The 17,757-nt window shown below is 50.2% G+C and carries 15 protein-coding genes; 8 read left to right on the plus strand and 7 right to left on the minus strand.

Annotated features, from left to right (window positions below):
• Positions 1 to 39 precede the first annotated feature (39 nt).
• Genes mtnN through murG form a run of 6 tightly spaced genes read right to left on the minus strand, consistent with a single transcriptional unit; the run spans position 40 to position 7,088 of the window.
• Positions 40 to 780, minus strand: coding sequence for a 5'-methylthioadenosine/S-adenosylhomocysteine nucleosidase (gene mtnN / locus PORAS_RS06445; protein ID WP_013760633.1), 741 nt, complete (start codon positions 778 to 780; stop codon positions 40 to 42).
• Between the two features lie 29 nt (positions 781 to 809).
• A complete protein-coding gene (gene ftsZ / locus PORAS_RS06450; RefSeq protein WP_004331640.1) occupies positions 810 to 2,231 on the minus strand; it encodes a cell division protein FtsZ in 1,422 nt (473 codons plus the stop codon).
• 49 nt (positions 2,232 to 2,280) lie between these two features.
• The gene (locus PORAS_RS06455; protein WP_004331617.1) at positions 2,281 to 3,747 is read right to left on the minus strand and encodes a cell division FtsA domain-containing protein; all 1,467 of its coding nucleotides are present in this window, start codon (positions 3,745 to 3,747) and stop codon (positions 2,281 to 2,283) included.
• Between the two features lie 54 nt (positions 3,748 to 3,801).
• Complete coding sequence (locus tag PORAS_RS06460; RefSeq protein WP_013760634.1) at positions 3,802 to 4,554, minus strand: cell division protein FtsQ/DivIB; 753 nt, start codon at positions 4,552 to 4,554, stop codon at positions 3,802 to 3,804.
• Between the two features lie 9 nt (positions 4,555 to 4,563).
• Positions 4,564 to 5,937, minus strand: a complete 1,374-nt coding sequence (murC, locus tag PORAS_RS06465) for a UDP-N-acetylmuramate--L-alanine ligase (protein WP_013760635.1) — start codon at positions 5,935 to 5,937, stop codon at positions 4,564 to 4,566.
• 38 nt (positions 5,938 to 5,975) lie between these two features.
• Positions 5,976 to 7,088, minus strand: coding sequence for an undecaprenyldiphospho-muramoylpentapeptide beta-N-acetylglucosaminyltransferase (gene murG, locus PORAS_RS06470; RefSeq protein ID WP_013760636.1), 1,113 nt, complete (start codon positions 7,086 to 7,088; stop codon positions 5,976 to 5,978).
• A 238-nt stretch (positions 7,089 to 7,326) separates the two neighbouring features.
• On the opposite strand from murG, the gene PORAS_RS06475 reads away from it, so the two are divergent.
• Complete coding sequence (locus PORAS_RS06475; RefSeq protein ID WP_013760637.1) at positions 7,327 to 7,716, plus strand: transposase; 390 nt, start codon at positions 7,327 to 7,329, stop codon at positions 7,714 to 7,716.
• Positions 7,703 to 8,758: an IS3 family transposase gene (locus tag PORAS_RS06480; RefSeq protein WP_013760638.1), complete on the plus strand. Its 1,056-nt coding sequence runs from the start codon at positions 7,703 to 7,705 to the stop codon at positions 8,756 to 8,758. The genes PORAS_RS06475 and PORAS_RS06480 overlap by 14 nt, the downstream gene beginning before the upstream one ends.
• 791 nt (positions 8,759 to 9,549) lie before the next feature.
• On the opposite strand, the gene PORAS_RS06485 is transcribed toward PORAS_RS06480, so the two are convergent.
• On the minus strand, positions 9,550 to 10,047 hold the full coding sequence (locus PORAS_RS06485) for a helix-turn-helix domain-containing protein (protein WP_013760639.1): 498 nt from the start codon (positions 10,045 to 10,047) through the stop codon (positions 9,550 to 9,552).
• Between the two features lie 661 nt (positions 10,048 to 10,708).
• On the opposite strand from PORAS_RS06485, the gene PORAS_RS06490 reads away from it, so the two are divergent.
• The 6 genes from PORAS_RS06490 to recF all read left to right on the plus strand — a co-directional run bounded on the left by PORAS_RS06490 (position 10,709) and on the right by recF (position 17,635).
• On the plus strand, positions 10,709 to 11,527 hold the full coding sequence (locus PORAS_RS06490; RefSeq protein WP_245528012.1) for a dihydroorotate dehydrogenase electron transfer subunit: 819 nt from the start codon (positions 10,709 to 10,711) through the stop codon (positions 11,525 to 11,527).
• Positions 11,521 to 12,435: a dihydroorotate dehydrogenase gene (locus tag PORAS_RS06495; RefSeq protein WP_013760641.1), complete on the plus strand. Its 915-nt coding sequence runs from the start codon at positions 11,521 to 11,523 to the stop codon at positions 12,433 to 12,435. Before PORAS_RS06490 ends, PORAS_RS06495 begins: the two co-directional genes overlap by 7 nt.
• A 341-nt stretch (positions 12,436 to 12,776) precedes the next feature.
• Complete coding sequence (locus tag PORAS_RS06500) at positions 12,777 to 14,405, plus strand: fimbria major subunit (protein ID WP_013760642.1); 1,629 nt, start codon at positions 12,777 to 12,779, stop codon at positions 14,403 to 14,405.
• A 195-nt stretch (positions 14,406 to 14,600) separates the two neighbouring features.
• Complete coding sequence (locus PORAS_RS06505; protein WP_013760643.1) at positions 14,601 to 15,557, plus strand: NAD(P)H-dependent flavin oxidoreductase; 957 nt, start codon at positions 14,601 to 14,603, stop codon at positions 15,555 to 15,557.
• A 21-nt stretch (positions 15,558 to 15,578) separates the two neighbouring features.
• A complete protein-coding gene (gene dapA / locus PORAS_RS06510; protein ID WP_013760644.1) occupies positions 15,579 to 16,523 on the plus strand; it encodes a 4-hydroxy-tetrahydrodipicolinate synthase in 945 nt (314 codons plus the stop codon).
• Positions 16,520 to 17,635 carry a DNA replication/repair protein RecF gene (recF, locus tag PORAS_RS06515; protein WP_004331673.1) on the plus strand — a complete coding sequence of 372 codons (1,116 nt, stop codon included), beginning with the start codon at positions 16,520 to 16,522 and terminating at the stop codon, positions 17,633 to 17,635. The genes dapA and recF overlap by 4 nt, the downstream gene beginning before the upstream one ends.
• Positions 17,636 to 17,757 lie beyond the last annotated feature (122 nt).

The raw sequence follows: 17,757 nt of genomic DNA on the forward strand, positions 1-17,757 counted from the left end.
AACGAATTGGTTTAGATACTTTTTGAGTGGAGATTACTGCTAGAGACGCTCTGCGAGTGAGCAGACGAGTCGCATAGCATCTGCAAAGGGGGCTAAGAAAAAGTCTCTCTGCCGCCAGAAATCGGCATACTGCTTTCCATGGTCCTGACTCGTGAGTGGGGTGTCACTGACGATGCGTATGCTGACGAGCGGCGTCTGGTATAGATAAGCAGTCTGAGCGATGGCTGCGCTCTCCATATCCACGGCGACTAAGTCGGGATACTGCTGTGCGAATGCTCTTAGGTGCTCCGCATCGGGAATGAATGTATCACCACAGAGGAGCAACCCCTGATGTAGCGGTATGTGCAGCTGCTTTGCCATAGTCTCAACGGCTGTCACATCTGCGGAGAACTGGGCGGGCATGCCTTGTACTTGTCCACGCTCGTTGCCTTCACCGCACCACACATCGTGGTAGCGATAAGCTGTCGAGAGACAGAGGTCGCAAACCTGTGCGCCTGCGTAAAGTCCTCCCGACACACCGACATTGACTAAGAGCTTAGGATGGTAAAGCTCTATGGCTCGCTGTGTGGCAAGAGCTGCGTGCACCTTACCGATGCCTGTCTCAATGAGGTGAAAGGTCCACTCAGTAGCACGCTCCTCTAGTCGTAAAGTGTACCGGTAGACGGCAAAAGGGGCCTTCTCGACCAAGGCGCGCTCTACCAGCTCGACAGTGGGAGCTAGAGCTTGCAGAGCAGACTGTATCGCCATGTGCTCCTTGCCCATAGCGCACAATAAAACCATAGAGTAGGACATGCTACTAGAGCTTTGTCTCAGAACTTGATGATCTTGGGCTGGTTGACTGGTGGGGTGGTAGGCTCTGTCCCTTCTTTTGTAGGATCGACGTTGGGGAGCTCCTCTACATCTGCACTAGGCATCCTCGTAGTTGTGGAGCGCTGAGCGACCTTTGACGTGTCGAGCGTCTGCGACATAGCAGGCGTCTGGTTGCCGTACTTGTACTTAGCACGTCGCTCCTCGACCTCTGAGTAGCTGTGATTCTTAGCGGGCTCCTCATCGAGGTAGTCTATCAGGTCGTCACGGTCTAGCTCATCATCGGTCAGCACGATAGGCACAAAGGTAGGCAGGGAGCTGCGTGGCTCTAGGTCAAAATCAGAGTAGTACTGGTTGAGTAGCTTGTTTTGCTCCTTCTCGATCTCCGTCTGACGCACATAGTCCTCTACGTCCATAGCGGTCATAGGCATGTGCGCCTCTTTTTGGAAGCCTGAAGCGATGATGACTACCATCACCTTGTTTCCCAGCTCTTCATTAAAAGCGTGTCCCGACTTATTGTTCTGTAGATTGCGGATGGAGGAGGTCAGCTTCTTGATCTCGTCCATCTCGTCAGTCGTTAGCGCATCAGACGGATCGTAGAAGATCGCCAGCTGAAGCCTTGTGGCTGTCGTGATATCGTCATTGTTGAGTAGGGGAGATCGGAGAGCGGAGTCGATAGCTTTGCTCACACGGTCGGCTCCCTCACCGTAGCCAATGCTGATATGTGCGATGCCTCCGTCCTTGAGCGTGGTACGCACATCGGCAAAGTCTTGGTTCATCTCCATCTCGTTGGTGATCACCATCGTAATGGCTCGTACCGCATTGGCAAGGATCTCGTTTGCCTTGTTGAGAGACTCGTTCCAGGGTAGCTCTCCGTAGACTTGGTTGATGTTTTCGTTGGCAATGATAACCAGCGAGTCAACCTCTTGTCGCATACGCTCGGCACCTTGCGCAGCTTTGATCATACGCTGTCTCTCCTCACGGACGAAAGGCATGAAGATAAAGCCCACCGTGAGCAGTCCCATGTCGCGTGCTATCTTCGCAATGACAGGCGCAGCTCCAGTACCTGTGCCACCGCCCATGCCAGCGCAGATGAAGACCATCTGCGTCTCATTGTCGTCCAGGAGGGAGTGGATGAGCTCTTGATCTTCTAAGGCGGCCTCTTCGCCGACCTCGATCTTACTTCCGGCACCTAGTCCTTGGGTTAGCTTCTGCCCGATGACGGCTACATCTTTTAGCCCGCTCTTGGCGAGGTCTTGCTCATCTGTGTTGAGGAGCAGATAGGATACCCCCTGGAGTCCGGAAGCGTGTATGTGCTTAACGGCATTGCCTCCAGCGCCACCTACGCCGATCACCTTGATGAGCTTTCTCTGAGCGACCGCTTTATTGTATTTGAAGTTGACGAGCTTGTCTGCGTTATCCATTTGTCGAAAGAGGTAAGAGGTTAGATAAATTGAAGATGAGCGGGGAGGACTAGTCGATGTCGTCGTTGGTCAGTACGTCCTTAATCTTGGAGAACCAGTTGAAGGACTTCTTGCGCTTGGCACTCTTAGGCTCTCGCTTTGTAGCCTTATGTGGCTGATCTATATCGGGCAAGTCAAAGAGCGATGTCTGAGCCTGCTGCTGTGGGTGCTGCTCAGGAGCTTCCTGAGGTGCAGCGGTGCTAGTCGTCTCTTCGGGAGCCTCCTTGGGGCTATCAGCTTGTACAGCTGCAGGCTGAGCCGGTCTAGAGACCTTGCTCGAGGGAGAGACCGTAGTCTGAGGTATGTCGATAGATCCAACGCAGTTGACATCAGCGCGATAGATAAGTCCTGCGCAGCCAGCATAGTCCACATCGCTAGAGAGGGGTGTATCGTCTTTGTACACCTTATCGTTGAACTCCCGAGCTAGTGAGACAAACTTGCTCTCGTTCTGTAGGTAGTTTATGAAGCCTCTCATGAGTGCTCCTTGCCCAGCTAGGACAATGCCTGACCCCAGTCGAGCACCAGCCTCAAAGTCACGGATCACTCGAAATACGTTGGCGGTGATCTCCTTCATACGGGCTGTCACGAGGCTGTTGATGTCACGCATCTTGATCTCGCGCTCACGACTACCATCGGCAGTGCGGAGCGTGATAGACTCATCGTCGTAAGCATCGGTAAAGGGGTGAGCCTCCTCCAGCTTGATCTTCTCTGCTTCGGGGTAGGTGATATGGAGAGACATCAAGTCGTTGGTGATATTTTTCGAACCAAAGGGGATGACCCGTAGACACTTGAGCGTGTCGTTTTTATAAATAGCGACAGAGGACGTGCCAGCGCCAATGTTGACTAGCGCTACGCCGAGCGTCTTAGCATCGGGATAGAGTAGTACGTCCGCCTCACAGCATGGAGAGGGGAGTATAGCCTCTAGCTCGAGTCCTAGACGATCCTCGATAGCCATACGGATGAAGTTGACATTGCTAGAGCGAGTCGTGATCAGATTGAAGTGGATCGAAAACTCCGTACAGAGCAGTCCCTTGATATTTCTCTCCACACGTCCATCGACGAGACAGTAAGGGTCAGAGACGTCCAGTACCTCATGAGCATTGAGTCGGTAGTTCTTGACTCGCTCATTGATAAGGTTGATATGGTAGTCGCTGATCTCCTCTCCGTCTGGGTTGTCCATCTTATGATTGATCTTGTAGGATCGTGACATAAGAGACTTACCTCCGAAGCCTACGTAGACCTTTTTGATCTCTGTATGCTGGTCTGGGAGCTGCTCGTTGAGACGATCTATGAGTACTTTGAGCTTGTTGTGTAGCTCCTCCATATTGTTGACGACCCCCTTGCGGATTGCGTTGCTTGTGGGCACCTCGGCTATTGCGATAGGGAGGACTTTGCCATCCTTCTTGGTACCTACCATACCCCGTATGGTAGCACTACCTAAGTCTATGGCAGTGTAGAGATCTTCGTTGTATGACATTAGAGTGCGTTGAGCGTGTTCGATTATATGTTAAGGCAGATTCGAGAGACTTTATCAAGGTCTTTGCAAAGCTCCCTCCTCTGACGGGACGGTTACTATTTGGTTTTTGTACTCCAAATGTACAGAAATAAAGCTATTCCAGCCAAATATGGGGATCACCTGCTCTATGAAGAGTCTTAGATTATCCAGTTTCTCCTCCCAGTTAGAGCCAGTGCCTAGGATTATCTCCGTATTGCTAGCTCGTGGCGTGGCGATAACCCCTCGGAGTGGATCTACATAGATATGTATGAATAGATCGCGCCAGAGAGGGTCCGAGAGGATCAGCTGCATCAGCGGGTAAAGCTCGTGAGAGGCCTTCTCCACAGATATGCTACCGCTGACGGGTAGAAAAGTCGTATAGTAATCCTCGCTACGTGCTATCGGCACCACCGTCTGATCCTTGCAGACGAAGTAATTACCCTGAGGCGTGAGGAGCGTGAAGAGTGGCTCACGCTGGAGCATCGATACATGTAGCACGCCTCCTGGTGTCGTGTAGAGATCTATGTGACTAAAGAGTCCGTTGCGTATCAGCTGCGACTCGATAGCCATCGTAGAGAGTGAGTCTACCGACTGACCTATGGGGCGAAAGCCTAGAGCCTTCAACTCATTCACCAGATCTCGCTCAGGCATCAACGGGCGATCACCCTCATAGCTAATATCAGCCTTCACGTCGACGACACGTACTGGAGCTGTCCGTGGTGATGAGACCGCCATGAAGCAGAGTAGTCCTACGAGAAGACAAGCTAAGGAGAGATATAGGTAGCGCATACCTTATTATTATAGTGTAGCTAGATAATCTCTGATAGGTAGGACCAACTTGTCAATGTCTCCCGCACCGACCGTGACCACCACTCGTGGCAGCTCTATCTGTCGCAGTAAGGGGAGTAGCTCCTCCTTGGTACATAGCCAGCGGTGTGGCGCTGTCAACTCCTTATATATAAGCTCCGATGTGACGCCAGGCATAGGCTCCTCACGGGCTGGGTAGATGTCTAGCACGATCACCTGATCCACGTGCGAGAGGCTCTGGGCAAATTCCTTATAGAAGTCTGCCGTACGCGAGTAGAGGTGTGGCTGAAAGATAGCCAGCACATCTTCCGAGCCGTAGATCTCCTTGATCGAGCGAATGGAGCTGTCTAGCTCTACAGGGTGATGCGCATAGTCGTCGATGAGTAGGTGACGATCCGTCTGCAGTACCAGCTCGAAGCGTCGCTTGGTGCCTCGGAAGCTCTCCACACCTCGTACGATGTCATCCGGTGCGACCCCGTTGAGATAAGCGATGGTCATAGCAGCCGTAGCATTCTCTAGATTAGTACGTACAGGCACCCCAAGACGCACCTGCTCTAGATGAAGCCCCGCTTCTGGGTAGTGCCAGTCGAAGCGGATCGTACCATCGCCGACCGTCACATGGTCGTAGTAAGCGTCCGCCGTCGGGGCATGACCATAGGTCAATGTGCGTACCCCCTCGGCTAGGTGTGGCTTGATCGGAAGCCCTTCCTTCATCAGCAGCGTACCTTCTGGCTCTATCTGACTGCAAAACTGCTCAAAGCCTGCCAGGTAACCCGCATAGTCTCCGTAGATGTCTAGGTGATCCGCATCGGTCGAGGTCACGACAGCCATATAGGGGTTCAGATGTAGGAACGAGCGGTCATACTCATCCGCCTCTACCACCAGCAGGTCGGAGTGATCGGAGTAGATAAAGTTAGAGCCCGTATCTACAGCCAGTCCACCGATGAATGCGGTACACCCCACCTCCTGGGCACCATCTAGGATATGTGACAGCATATTGGTCGTCGTGGTCTTACCATGCGAACCCGCAACAGCCAGTGTACGATAGTTCTCAGCTATGACCCCCAGCGCCTCAGCGCGCTTCAAGACACGGAAGTGATGACTACGCAGATAGCACAGCTCAGGGTGGTCGTGCGGTATAGCAGGCGTGTAGATGACTAGGGTATTGTCAGGAGTCATCGGAGCTGTCTCCAGCCACGCCGCATCACTGTTGTAGTGTATAGCGATGCCTAGCTGCTCCAGCTCGTCCGTGTACATATTGTGCGAGCGGTCGTAGCCTGACACGTTGCACCCCTTGAGATGATAGTAACGTGCTAGAGCACTCATGCCTGCACCTCCGATACCTATAAGATAAACGTAATTCATGCGTTAGAGAAAGGGTCTTTGCAAAGTAATATAAGAGACTACCACAGCAGCTCCATCTGATCCACAATGCGCTCCACCGCTTGCGGTGTAGCGAGATCACGGAGCGCAGCCTTCATCTCATCCCTTCGCGTCTCGTCTTTGAGTAGCTCGGTGATGGTGAGCCCCATCTGACCTACCGCTTCGCTGTCGGGGAGAAGGATCGCAGCACCACGAGTAGAGAGTGCACGAGCGTTTTTCGTCTGATGATCCTCAGCCACATTGGGCGAGGGGATCAGTATAGCAGGAAGCTCCGAGAGACAAAGCTCCGAGACACTCAGCGCGCCCGCACGAGACACAGCCACATCGGCGAGGCTGTAAGCTAGATCCATACGCTCTACGTAGGCAGATACATAAGCTCGCTTGCTAATATCATACTCCTTGATCAGCTCCTGTGCTTCATGCTCATAGCTCCGTCCCGTCTGCCAGATCAACTGATAGCCCAGCTTGCTCCACTCAGGTAGCGCAGCCACGACCGACTCATTGATCGTCCTAGCCCCGAGACTACCGCCCATGACTAGGATCGTACGCGAGAGTGAAGAGGGGAGTGCAAAGTACGCACAAGCCTCCTCACGAGTCGTATGGTTATACTCGATAGCGTGACGTACCGGATTGCCCGTTAAGATGATCCGATCACTCGGGAAGAAGCGCTCCATACCTGGGTAAGCGACGCAGATACACTTCGCCTCACGAGCTAGGAGCTTATTGGTCACACCGGCATAGCTGTTTTGCTCTTGTAGGAGGGTAGGGATGCCGCTACGCTGTGCCTCCTTGAGCGTAGGGGCACTCGCATAGCCTCCCACACCGACCGCTAGATCGGGGTGAAACTCTGTCAAAGTCTTGCGAACCATCAGGCGGCTCTTGATGAGAGAGCGCAGCACCTTAAAGTTGCGCCAGAGACGCTTACGATCCATCCCCATGACAGGCAGCCCCATGATCTCATAACCAGCAGCGGGGACACGCTCCATCTCCATGCGTCCCAAGGCTCCCACGAAGAGTATCTGACTCTCGGGATAGCGTCGACGCACCTCGTCGGCAATAGCTAGGGCGGGGTTGATGTGTCCACCCGTACCGCCTCCACTGATGATCACTCTAGGTTTGTTTGGCTCTTGCATAGCACGATGAGATCGATAAAAGTCTACTGAAATAAAAATGGTCTGTCGCAGTCGGCTCCACATAGCCCGACCGCAATCGCTTACAAATGTACGAAAAAGCACACAACTGCCCACTTTCGTTAGCTATTGGCGATTGGTCACTGGCTGGCTAACGGCTAATCGCCAATATCCACGTGGAAAATTTCAATTCTGTCCTCTCCTGAAATAGTACACAGTTGGGAAGCCAACCCCAACAACAATGAAAGAAGAAAAAAGTACCCGAGGACGAAAGGGATATCCCCTAGATTTCAAGTGGAGAGTCATTGACGACCTCCTAGCCACAGGTGACAGTATTGCCACCACCAGCCAGCGCTACGGCATTACCACACGCACCATTCGAAATTGGTTGCGTACCTTTGGTGTAGAGTTACCCAACCAAAGCAGCAGTAGCACTATGAGCAAGACAAACAAAAACAAAGACGTAGATCCAGAGTACGCAGAACTCAAGCGTGAAAACGCTCGTCTCAAAGCAGCCCTCTTCCAGGCTGAGAGCAAGGCATTAGTCAACAAGACACTACTCGAAGTGGTCTTGAATCGCTACCACATTGATCTAAAAAAAAGACCGATTTGCAGCCGTGAGACAGCTTGAGTCCGCCAAAGTGAGAGATCAAAAGCTCTCCATAACCTACCTTTGTCAGCTGTTGGAAGTCAGCCGCAAAGGCTACTACAAGCACACCTTCACCGAGCAAGACGAAGATGTCAAAGTAGCCTCCGTCCTACACTATTGCCAGTATGTGCGCGGTCAGCTCCCCAAAGCAGGCGTAGACACCCTCCAGCAGTGTGCCAACGAATACTTCAAAGGGACCTTTCAAGTAGGTCGAGACTGGCTGTACAAAGTGTTAGGAGCCAACAACATGCTGCTGAGAAGTCGCAAGCGCAAGCGTCCACCCCAGACGACCAATGGAGTGGTTAATCACGGCTTCCAAGACCACCTGAACACCATCCCTAAGTACATCGCTACCGACCATTGCCGGCTCACCGTCTCAGACATAACCTACGTCAAATGTTTAGGGGGCTTCGCATATCTATCCCTGACGATGGACGCTTATAGCCGCATCATCACCGGCTTTGACCTGCAGCCCACGCTCTCCACAGAGGGTCCCTACAACGCACTAAGACAGACCGTTGACTTCTATCAGAAGCATGGCTTTGACCTCAAAGGGCTTATCTTCCATAGCGACCGAGGCTGTCAATATGTCTCCAAGCAGATGACCGACTACGAGGCCAGCCTAGGCATCGTAACCAGTGTCACCCAGACCGGTAACCCCCTTCACAACGCTATGGCTGAGCGACTTAACGGGATCATCAAGAACGACTGGCTTTACAACTTCGAGGATAAGCCCATAGATGAAGTTCGAGAGATCCTCTCTCAAACGATTGCTCTCTATAACACAGCGCGACCTCATCGAGCCATCAACAAGAAGACTCCGATGCAGATGCTCATACCAGATTACCCCAACCCTCTAACATCACAACCCTCTAAGAACCAGATAGCTAAGAACAATTCTCCCAAAGCTCTGAGCCTCAAATCTCCGAGCTCATGCCGCTTAACTCCACACAAAGACCTATCTTTGTGTACCTCCGCAGTAAAAACGACCCCAAGTCGTGTACCCCAGCAGGAGCAAAACTAACAAATGAGTACACTCACAGGACTAACAAAAATAGCCCGTGTACCATCTCAGTAATACCTCCCCAACTGTGTACTTTTTTCAGGAAGAGGACATTCTCCACGGAGCTATTTTTTATTTTCCACGTGGGCGTGAATCATTTCCTCCGAAGTTTCATTTGATTCCTCCGAAGTTTTATTTCTTCTCCACGTGGAGAATTTTCTTTTTCCACGTGGATATTTCAAAATCCCCAGGTGGGGATTTTTTCGTCCCAATGCGGATGGGACAAATTCGTCCCATAAGTATGGGACGACTCTTCCGGACTATTTACCATATTATATACGTAGCCTAGTCGACACGAGTAACCCGAGACGTATAACGATCATACGTGTAACCCTTTGTAGGAGAATATCTTATCATGCTGTAGGCGTCCGACTATTACGCTCGGGTAGGTAGACTGGTCTGACTCCGACCTGGCGCTATGGACTTTGTGCTCTATATCCTCAGACTAATCATTGTGTCGCGCCTCTTTGTGGACTGTTAAAACGCTTGCAGGCTACAGACGGATCTTGAGTACACTTGAGTGCGATCCCGATGGTCGTTCCATATTACCTTTGCATGGTCTTCACTTACTAGAAGCTCTCACAAGGTGGACACACGGCTCGGGAGAGACCGTCTGTTGCGCCACATCGATACCGTATAACAATGATACGTGTAACCAGTTGTAGGGCTCGCGCGTCCGTTGTATCAAAGGTTACAGCGTTGTGGTTTTGATGGGCTCAGACGCCCTCTTAGTAAACACGAGCCGTGCGTCCTTACCGATTGCTCTGAGGAACGAATATCTCATAGCTCCCATCGCTGTAGAAGATACGTATCTCACTCACCTCACGAGCTGCAGTATGCTGCTGAAGGAGCATCTGACGTATCTGCTCTACCTCCTCTGGAGTAAATGGTATGGACATCTGTCCACTTTGTAAAGTTGGCTCGGGAGAGGGGGTACTCTGTGCCGTCTGTGAAGATGATGCACTGGTCTCATAACTCCCGAAGAGACTGCTCTCTATGGGTAGCGAGGTGCTCTGCGTCTCACGCTTAGGTGTCCCCTTGCCAAAGAGCAACCACTCATAGCTCCACGATGGGTAAGCGGCTATGATGTTATTGAGTGTCTCTATGGTGGGTCGATTGCGCCCGTTGAGCATATGACTAATAACAGACGGCGTAATCCCCGCCTCTGTAGCAAAAGCTGTAGCGTTTAGCTCCATAGAGTCCATCATATAGCGGACACGCTCTATAATTCCCTCAGATTCTATTAGCATAGTCTTTTCCCTTAGTAATACATTTGTGACATGCGAAAATACAGGCGATTGAATTGTGTCAAGCATCTTCGCAATACAAATGTAGTAAATACAATTGAGATAATAAGAAACATGGTGGATAAATAGGATCCAAATAGGGGATTGTTCAGTAAGCAGCTAGTTTTCTACTTGTACTTCAGCTACTCATATTGGTATCTATTGATTGGGTATATGATCGTTACGGATATTCCTGATGGAGTAGGGTAGGGAGAGATTATTAGATAGCTATATATTTCAATACAGTAGCAAAGATCTACTTAGCAATCGAGCTATATCAACCTCATATATAGGTAGTAATACAACATTTGGACAGAATAATAATATTGTGAAACGGATTGTTTTACAAATAAATCGACGACGCCGTATGCGTGCTCGCAATAGAAGATTTACTTGTGCGAAGTATTGCGCAATACGTTTGTATTGGGTATCTATGCGGGTGTAATTGTATTGAATTTCATTTGTAGTTGCTTATGAGTTCATTTGTGAATTGCCATTACCTCTTCTCTCGACTGTTTGCCTATATGGGCAAACGGCAAAAAAGCTGTACTTTTGTCTCAGCAGAAGCAAGGAGTCTCAAAGAGTGGCTCTCGATAGTTTCTTATACGCATACAAATGAATGGATATGGATCGGACCAAATCATCACAGCCTGTTAGCGTTGATGCTATTGTCATCAATAATGAGCAGGTAGCTCCACGCTATCACCTACTTTACTTAAGACTAGAGATCACCTCTAGCTCTAGTGTGTCGTGGCTAAAAGGGGTGGAACCTGGACAGTTCGTACAAATAGACTGTCGTCCAGCAGGAATACTCTTGAGGCGCCCCATATCTATATATAAGTGGTCTAGCGAAGAGCTCTGTCTGACTCTCCTAGTGCAGCGAGTGGGACGTGGGAGTAGCTATATGTGCGATCTAAAAACGGGTGATAAGATCAATATAATCGGACCTTTAGGCACGCCCTTTGCAACAGATCCTGCCATTGCTGGAAAGCGTCCGCTCCTAATCGCTGGAGGGGTCGGTATGGCTCCCATTATTATGCTAGCTCACCATTTGCAGCAGCTGTTAGGAGTGCACCCCCACTTGATCATAGGAGCTCGCACCTCTTCTTTACTGATACTTCGCGATGAAATTGAGCAGATCGGTTGCTCCTATAGTTATACGACTGACGATGGGTCTTATGGTACTCGAGGAGCCGTCTTGGCTGCTCCTGAGCTAGAGCAAGGTGACTACTCGATGATCTATACTTGCGGCCCTCGTCCTATGATGCGAGCTATCCATGGCTGGGCAAAGAAGCATAACGTGCCTGGTCAAGCTTCGCTCGAAAATCTGATGGCTTGTGGTGTGGGTGCATGCCTTTGCTGTGTAGAGAATATTGCAAACCAGGGCAATACGTGCGTCTGTACGGATGGTCCTGTATTTAACTTTGATCAACTATTATGGTAAGCACATCTGTCAATATAGGAGGGGGAATTACGCTTAAGAACCCCATTCTAACAGCTTCTGGTACTTTCGGTTATGGGTTGGAGTTTGCTCCATTTCAAGATCTCAATGAGCTAGGTGGATTTATAGTCAAAGGGACTACACTGCACCCGCGACAAGGAAATCCATACCCTCGTATGGCAGAGACAACGGCTGGTATGCTTAACTGTGTAGGTCTACAAAACAAGGGCGTGGACTACCTGATAGAGCATATCCTACCTGAGATAAGTCACTATGATACAGAGATTCTGGTCAATGTGAGTGGCTCTACGATCGAAGATTATGTCGCTTGTGCTGAGCGACTAAATGATCACCCGAAGGTGCGTGCTATCGAGCTAAATATCAGCTGTCCGAATGTAAAAGAGGGCGGCATGTCTTTTGGTGTCAATTGCGAGAGTGCCTACGAGGTGATTTCTGCAGTGCGAAAGGCTTACAAGGGGCATCTGATGGTCAAGCTTTCGCCCAATGTCACCGACATTACAGCGATCGCATGTGCTGCCGAAGAAGCTGGCGCTGACAGTCTTTCGCTTATCAATACGCTCCTCGGTATGGCTATTGATGTCAAGACGCGCAAACCTAAACTATCTACAATCACTGGAGGACTGAGCGGCCCTGCTGTCAAACCTATAGCCGTTCGTATGGTGTGGCAAGTGGCGCAGGCGGTATCGATACCAGTCATAGGATTAGGAGGTATCGCTACTATCGAAGATGTAATCGAATTCCTACTAGCAGGTGCTACAGCCGTGCAAGTTGGCACCTACAACTTCGTCGAGCCTGACATAGCCTCTAAGCTTGTTCTCCAGCTATCTAACTATCTCGAAGAAAATCACATCTCAGATGTCCAAGAACTGATCGGAGCCTTATCGATTTAACGACTCCGAAAGGCTCTGGCTATAATATGTGCTACCAGACTCTTCGAACAATCTATCTAGATTTACCAAATCTATCTAGATCTACAGAATCCATCCAGATCTACACATCTATACCAGGCGTGCTACAAGAACTCTTCAGGCTGTCCAGCAGGATCTTCACAGATCATGGAGCAATATGGGTAGATTTTGTTGGACATCCACGCTGATTTCAGAATGAGTTTTATGTTTAGTTCGAAAAATCATCAATATAGGAGGAAAAGGTGCTTGTAATCTCAGTTTTTTGTTTAACTTCGCACTGTCAAATAAAATGCCACTCTTTTAACGCGAACAATGGATACACTATGAAGCTACTATCAAAGACTAAAGACAGTCAGAAACAAAAGTCTCATCAACAAATGGCGATGAACATTTTGCAAAAAGCAACGCCCAAGCATCAAAGGCTCAACGACTATGTAACGCTTAGACTCATCTCACTAGTGGTGTGTATGAGTGTACTGCTACTGGGATCATGTCGTAAGTCGCCCAAGGCTATCAATCCTGTAGCTACAGAAGGCAACTTGACGATACGGCTGAACTGCTTAGGGGCAGATCTCAGAGCTGATGAAAACGATCCTATGTCCGCTGTTGAGAAATTAGATTTATACTTTTTTTCGAGCGAGTCTGAGCCAGCAGAGCGAACTATGGTGGCTCACCGCACATTTAGCAAAGCTGAAGTAACAACTAAGGCTCCCCTATCTATATCGTTGCCCGTATCTTCTTATTATTTAGTCGCCGTACTTAATGGCACGCCAGCTATTCAAAGTACGTTTGGTCAGGGGCTATCGTGGAGTAAACTCTTTGAACCAACATACAAACTTGTCGATCTATACACAAAGTCAGGAAACAAAGTTACGTCTGTCGTGTGGAGTAATGATCAAGGCCCTATACAGATTGAAGAGCGTGCCTTTGACAAAGGAGCCTCTTCGGTACAAGTAACGCTCACACGAGCGATCGCCCGTGTAAGATTGTTTGGAGAGCCTAAAGTTCCTCAGTATATGTCGATTGACTTAACCAATGGCGGAACGTTTAGGGTTGGATGTCAAGCTCGTGTAGCGTTTTTGATGCGTGAGCTAGCGCCACTCATCGGAGGTGCGGGAAATACTATGGAAAAGCCTGGAGATGCTTCTAGTTTTGCCAATCGATACGCTTATTCCCCAGGTTATCACGAGATCGCCAGTAGTAATAAGAGTAATCAAGAGGATCTTTTTAAAACTTACAGATCTGTCAATGGGAGTAACTCGATCTTCAATATAGAGACTCTCAAGCTCGTGCCCAAGACAATCAATGAGTGTGATCTTGCTCAATCTGGATATTACGTTTCCGAAACAACGGTTGATCCCGATCACAACACTTATTACTTCCTGCCAGCCGTGCTCATTGGGTACAAGCTTTATCCTGCTAGCTTGGATGCCATTGGAGACTTTAAGTCAGACGAGGGATGGGTTAGCTTTAATGGAAACTACTATCGTGGGCGTGACTTTGTCACTTATCTAAAAGCCATCTACGAGCGCAATAAGAAGACTACGGGAAGTTCTAAGCCTACCGTAACTGCACCAGTAGGTTATCCAAAGAGTTTACAAGATGTATGCGAAGATTTTGTAGCTACTCAAGGTGATAAGATGATCATTCCAGGAACTAAATACCAGGGAGAATTGTATCCTATCGATTACAAAGGATTGCGCTACTACCTGAAGAGCTACAACTACTATTACTTACCCGTTCAGCACGCACCCACTCAAGAGCGTTATGGGCACTACGGCATCGTTCGAAACAACGATTACCGCATCGAGATCACAAGCATTTCAGACTTTGGCACTCCGGTTTTGATGAAACCAGCGGATCATCCTAATGAGTACATACCTAAGCAACCCATCACTGCTACGCTAACGCTCACGCCCCTTGAAGAGCACGATAATAAAGCCAATTTGTAGTCTCCCCTATTAATACATCATACTTAATTATAGACGCTACGCTTAGGTACCTAAGCGTAGCGTTTCTTTTGTAAAACCATTGATCTGCCGGACCGCTTACACTCTTTCGATGCTTTTCCTTGAAACAATGGGAACGATATGTGGCGTGATTTGCGTAGCTTTGTACAAGAAGTTTGAATTTGCAATTAAGACAATATGAAGAATAGACTCTGCAACCTACTAGGCATACAATACCCGATCATCGCCGGCGGCATGGTCTGGTGTAGCGGTTGGCGACTAGCCTCGGCTGTGAGCAACGCGGGGGGGCTGGGTCTCCTTGGGGCTGGCTCTATGTACCCAGAGGTGCTGCGAGAGCATATAGCTTGCTGCCGTGAGGCTTCGGATCGACCTTTTGGGGTCAATGTACCATTGCTTTACCCGGATATCGATACGTTGATAGAGATCATCGTCGAGGAGCAGGTGCCTATCGTGGTCACCTCGGCAGGTAGTCCCAAGCGCTTTACTCCGCTTCTCCATGAGCATGGTATCAAGGTAATGCACGTGGTCAGCAGTACGAAGTTTGCGGTCAAGTGCCAAGAGGCAGGTGTCGATGCCGTGATCGCAGAAGGCTTTGAGGCGGGTGGTCACAACGGCCGTGAGGAGACGACAACGATGGCTCTGATACCAGCTGTGGCTCAGGCTATTGACCTACCCCTAGTAGCGGCTGGTGGAATTGCTTCGGGACGCTCCATATTGGCTGCTCAGAGCCTAGGTGCCGATGGCGTGCAGATTGGGACACTCTTTGCGCTAAGTGAGGAGAGTAGTGCGCATGAAGACTTCAAGGAGGCGTGTGTCAAGAGTGACGAGGGAGACACGATATTGACCCTCAAGGAGCTCGCTCCTACACGCTTGCTGAAGAACGACTTTTACCAACAGGTGGCTACCCTGCAAGCTCGGGGAGCCTCTGCCGATGAGCTGCGAGAGCTACTAGGGCGAGCTAGGGCTAAGCGGGGTATCTTCGAGGGGGATCTCGAGGAGGGTGAGCTAGAGATAGGTCAGGTGGCTGCACAGATAGAGCAGGTGCAACCAGTGGCTCAGATCTTCGAAAATCTTATTGCTGAGTACAATGCAGCTCGTGCGGAGCTGATCGATATGAACTGGACAAATTGCTAAGGGCTATACCTTATTATATATATGTACGACAAGTATACTTACCATCCTTATCGCCATCTGACGGGTGCTGGTGTGGCGTTGATTACTCCTTTTCTAGAGAATGGGCAGGTGGACTCGGCTTCGCTGAGTCGTCTGACAGAGCATGTGGTCTCAGGCGGGTGCGACTTTGTGGTGCTCCTCGGCACTACGGGCGAGTCGCCTACGGTCGTTTACCCTGAGCGACTGCTACTGATCGATGTGGTGCGACGAGCCATCGATGGTCGCTGCCCGCTGGTGATCGGAGTCGGAAGTAATAATACGCAGGATCTCTGCCAGCGTATGAGTGACCCGATCTATGACAATGTCGATGCCATCCTCTCAGTGGTACCTTACTATAATAAGCCAACGCAGGAGGGGCTGTATCTGCACTTTATGGCTGTTGCCGAGGCGAGCAAGAAGCCTATCATACTATATAACATCCCCTCGCGTACCGGGTGCGATCTACTGCCCGAGACAGTAGCACGACTGCAGCGTGACTCGGCAAAGATTATCGGTATCAAGGAGGCTTCGGGGCATGTGGAGCGAATCGGAGAGATTCGTGAGCTATGCCGTCCTGATCTGCTCGTCTACTCGGGCGACGACCACCTGACGAAAGATATCATCCGTGCTGGAGGCGATGGAGTCGTCTCTGTCGTGGCAAATGCTTATCCTCAAGCGATCAAAGCACTTGTCTCAGCTCTGATTACGGAGCAGCGAGAGCAGGCGGATGAGATTGATGCACTCTTTACGGAGATGTATCAGTTGCTCTTTAAGGAGGGGAACCCCGTGGGCATCAAGGGGTTGCTCCATACCATTCAGCTCATAGAGACCAGTGCGGTGCGCCTGCCTCTGTGTCATGCTACGGAGCAACTCACGAGCCGACTACATAAGCTTCACGAGGAGCTCCTCGTACCCATGCAGCAGTTAGGAATAGAGCCCCGACTATGATACTAAGCTCGCTGAGTGTCATCAACTTTAAGAATGTCGCCACGGCAAACTGTCACTTCGCCCCTAAGCTCAACTGCTTTTTCGGGGGCAATGGCATGGGCAAGACCAACCTCCTAGATGCTATCCACTACCTCTCGGTGGTGCGTGGGCATCTAGGCACGACCGATCGCTACGCCATACGCCAGGGGGCACAGGAGGCGATCATCCAGGGCGAGTACCTATGGGACGATGGTCAGGAGGACAAGATCAGTCTGCGTATCTCTACCGAGCGAAGCAAGCAACTCTCTCGCAATGGTCGTCTCTACAAGCGTCACAGTGATCACATAGGACGTTATCCGCTGGTCATCATATCGCCACATGACCAGAGGCTCATACGTGGAGGTAGTGACGAGCGCAGACGCTCCGTGGATCGTATTCTCTCACAGCAAGACGCAACCTATCTGGCGAACTTGATCAACTACAACAGAGCACTCGATCAGCGCAACAATATGCTGCGCAACCAGATCCACGAGCCTGCTCTGATGGATATCCTCGAGGAGACCTTAGCAACGACTGGACTGGCGGTCACCACGATGCGACAAGCTTATGTCGAGGAGCTCGTCCCTACCTTCGACCAGATCTATCAGCATCTAGCTGCGGGCGTAGAGCGTGCGGTTCTATCCTTTAGCGCAGGCAGTGCCAGCACCGCCGAGGAGCAGCTACGCATACTACGTAATGGTCGCCAGAGAGACTACGAGTATGGCTTCACAGCAACCGGCTGCCACAGAGATGACTTTGAGATGCTCCTCGGGGAGATCCTCATGCGCAAGATAGGATCCGAAGGGCAAAACAAAACTTACCTCATCGCTTACAAGCTGGCCGAGTACCGCTATCTGCAGCAGCACCTGACGAATCAGACCGCTCCCCTACTGCTCCTCGATGACATCTTTGACAAGCTAGACAGCGATCGTGTAGAGCGCATCATCGAGCTCGTCGCTACGGACACCTTCGGGCAGATTTTCATCACTGACACAAATCGCAAGTATCTCGATGAGATCATCTCCTCGAAGCAAGTCCCCTACCGCCTCTTCCAGATCCAAAAAGGCTCCCCCACAGAAGTCACAGCGGGGTAATATAGTCAGGCGACACTATAACATATGATAGCCACGTGGAAAACGTTAATTTTCCACGTGGCTATTTTTCATTCTCCACGTAGGGGAAAAACATTTCCTCCGAAGTTTCGTTTGATTCCTCC

It is taken from the genome of Porphyromonas asaccharolytica DSM 20707 (assembly GCF_000212375.1).
Classification (GTDB): Bacteria; Bacteroidota; Bacteroidia; order Bacteroidales; family Porphyromonadaceae; genus Porphyromonas; species Porphyromonas asaccharolytica.

Bases quoted from the DNA above. Each gene is read 5' to 3' on its own strand.
- ftsZ (WP_004331640.1), bottom strand. From the start codon at position 2,231: ATGGATAACGCAGACAAGCTCGTCAACTTCAAATACAATAAAGCGGTC.
- mtnN (WP_013760633.1), bottom strand. From the start codon at position 780: ATGGTTTTATTGTGCGCTATGGGCAAGGAGCACATGGCGATACAGTCT.
- recF (WP_004331673.1), top strand. From the start codon at position 16,520: ATGATACTAAGCTCGCTGAGTGTCATCAACTTTAAGAATGTCGCCACG.
- PORAS_RS06490 (WP_245528012.1), top strand. From the start codon at position 10,709: ATGGATCGGACCAAATCATCACAGCCTGTTAGCGTTGATGCTATTGTC.
- PORAS_RS06495 (WP_013760641.1), top strand. From the start codon at position 11,521: ATGGTAAGCACATCTGTCAATATAGGAGGGGGAATTACGCTTAAGAAC.
- PORAS_RS06475 (WP_013760637.1), top strand. From the start codon at position 7,327: ATGAAAGAAGAAAAAAGTACCCGAGGACGAAAGGGATATCCCCTAGAT.
- murG (WP_013760636.1), bottom strand. From the start codon at position 7,088: ATGCAAGAGCCAAACAAACCTAGAGTGATCATCAGTGGAGGCGGTACG.
- PORAS_RS06505 (WP_013760643.1), top strand. From the start codon at position 14,601: ATGAAGAATAGACTCTGCAACCTACTAGGCATACAATACCCGATCATC.
- dapA (WP_013760644.1), top strand. From the start codon at position 15,579: ATGTACGACAAGTATACTTACCATCCTTATCGCCATCTGACGGGTGCT.
- PORAS_RS06500 (WP_013760642.1), top strand. From the start codon at position 12,777: ATGAAGCTACTATCAAAGACTAAAGACAGTCAGAAACAAAAGTCTCAT.
- PORAS_RS06460 (WP_013760634.1), bottom strand. From the start codon at position 4,554: ATGCGCTACCTATATCTCTCCTTAGCTTGTCTTCTCGTAGGACTACTC.
- PORAS_RS06455 (WP_004331617.1), bottom strand. From the start codon at position 3,747: ATGTCATACAACGAAGATCTCTACACTGCCATAGACTTAGGTAGTGCT.
- murC (WP_013760635.1), bottom strand. From the start codon at position 5,937: ATGAATTACGTTTATCTTATAGGTATCGGAGGTGCAGGCATGAGTGCT.
- PORAS_RS06485 (WP_013760639.1), bottom strand. From the start codon at position 10,047: ATGCTAATAGAATCTGAGGGAATTATAGAGCGTGTCCGCTATATGATG.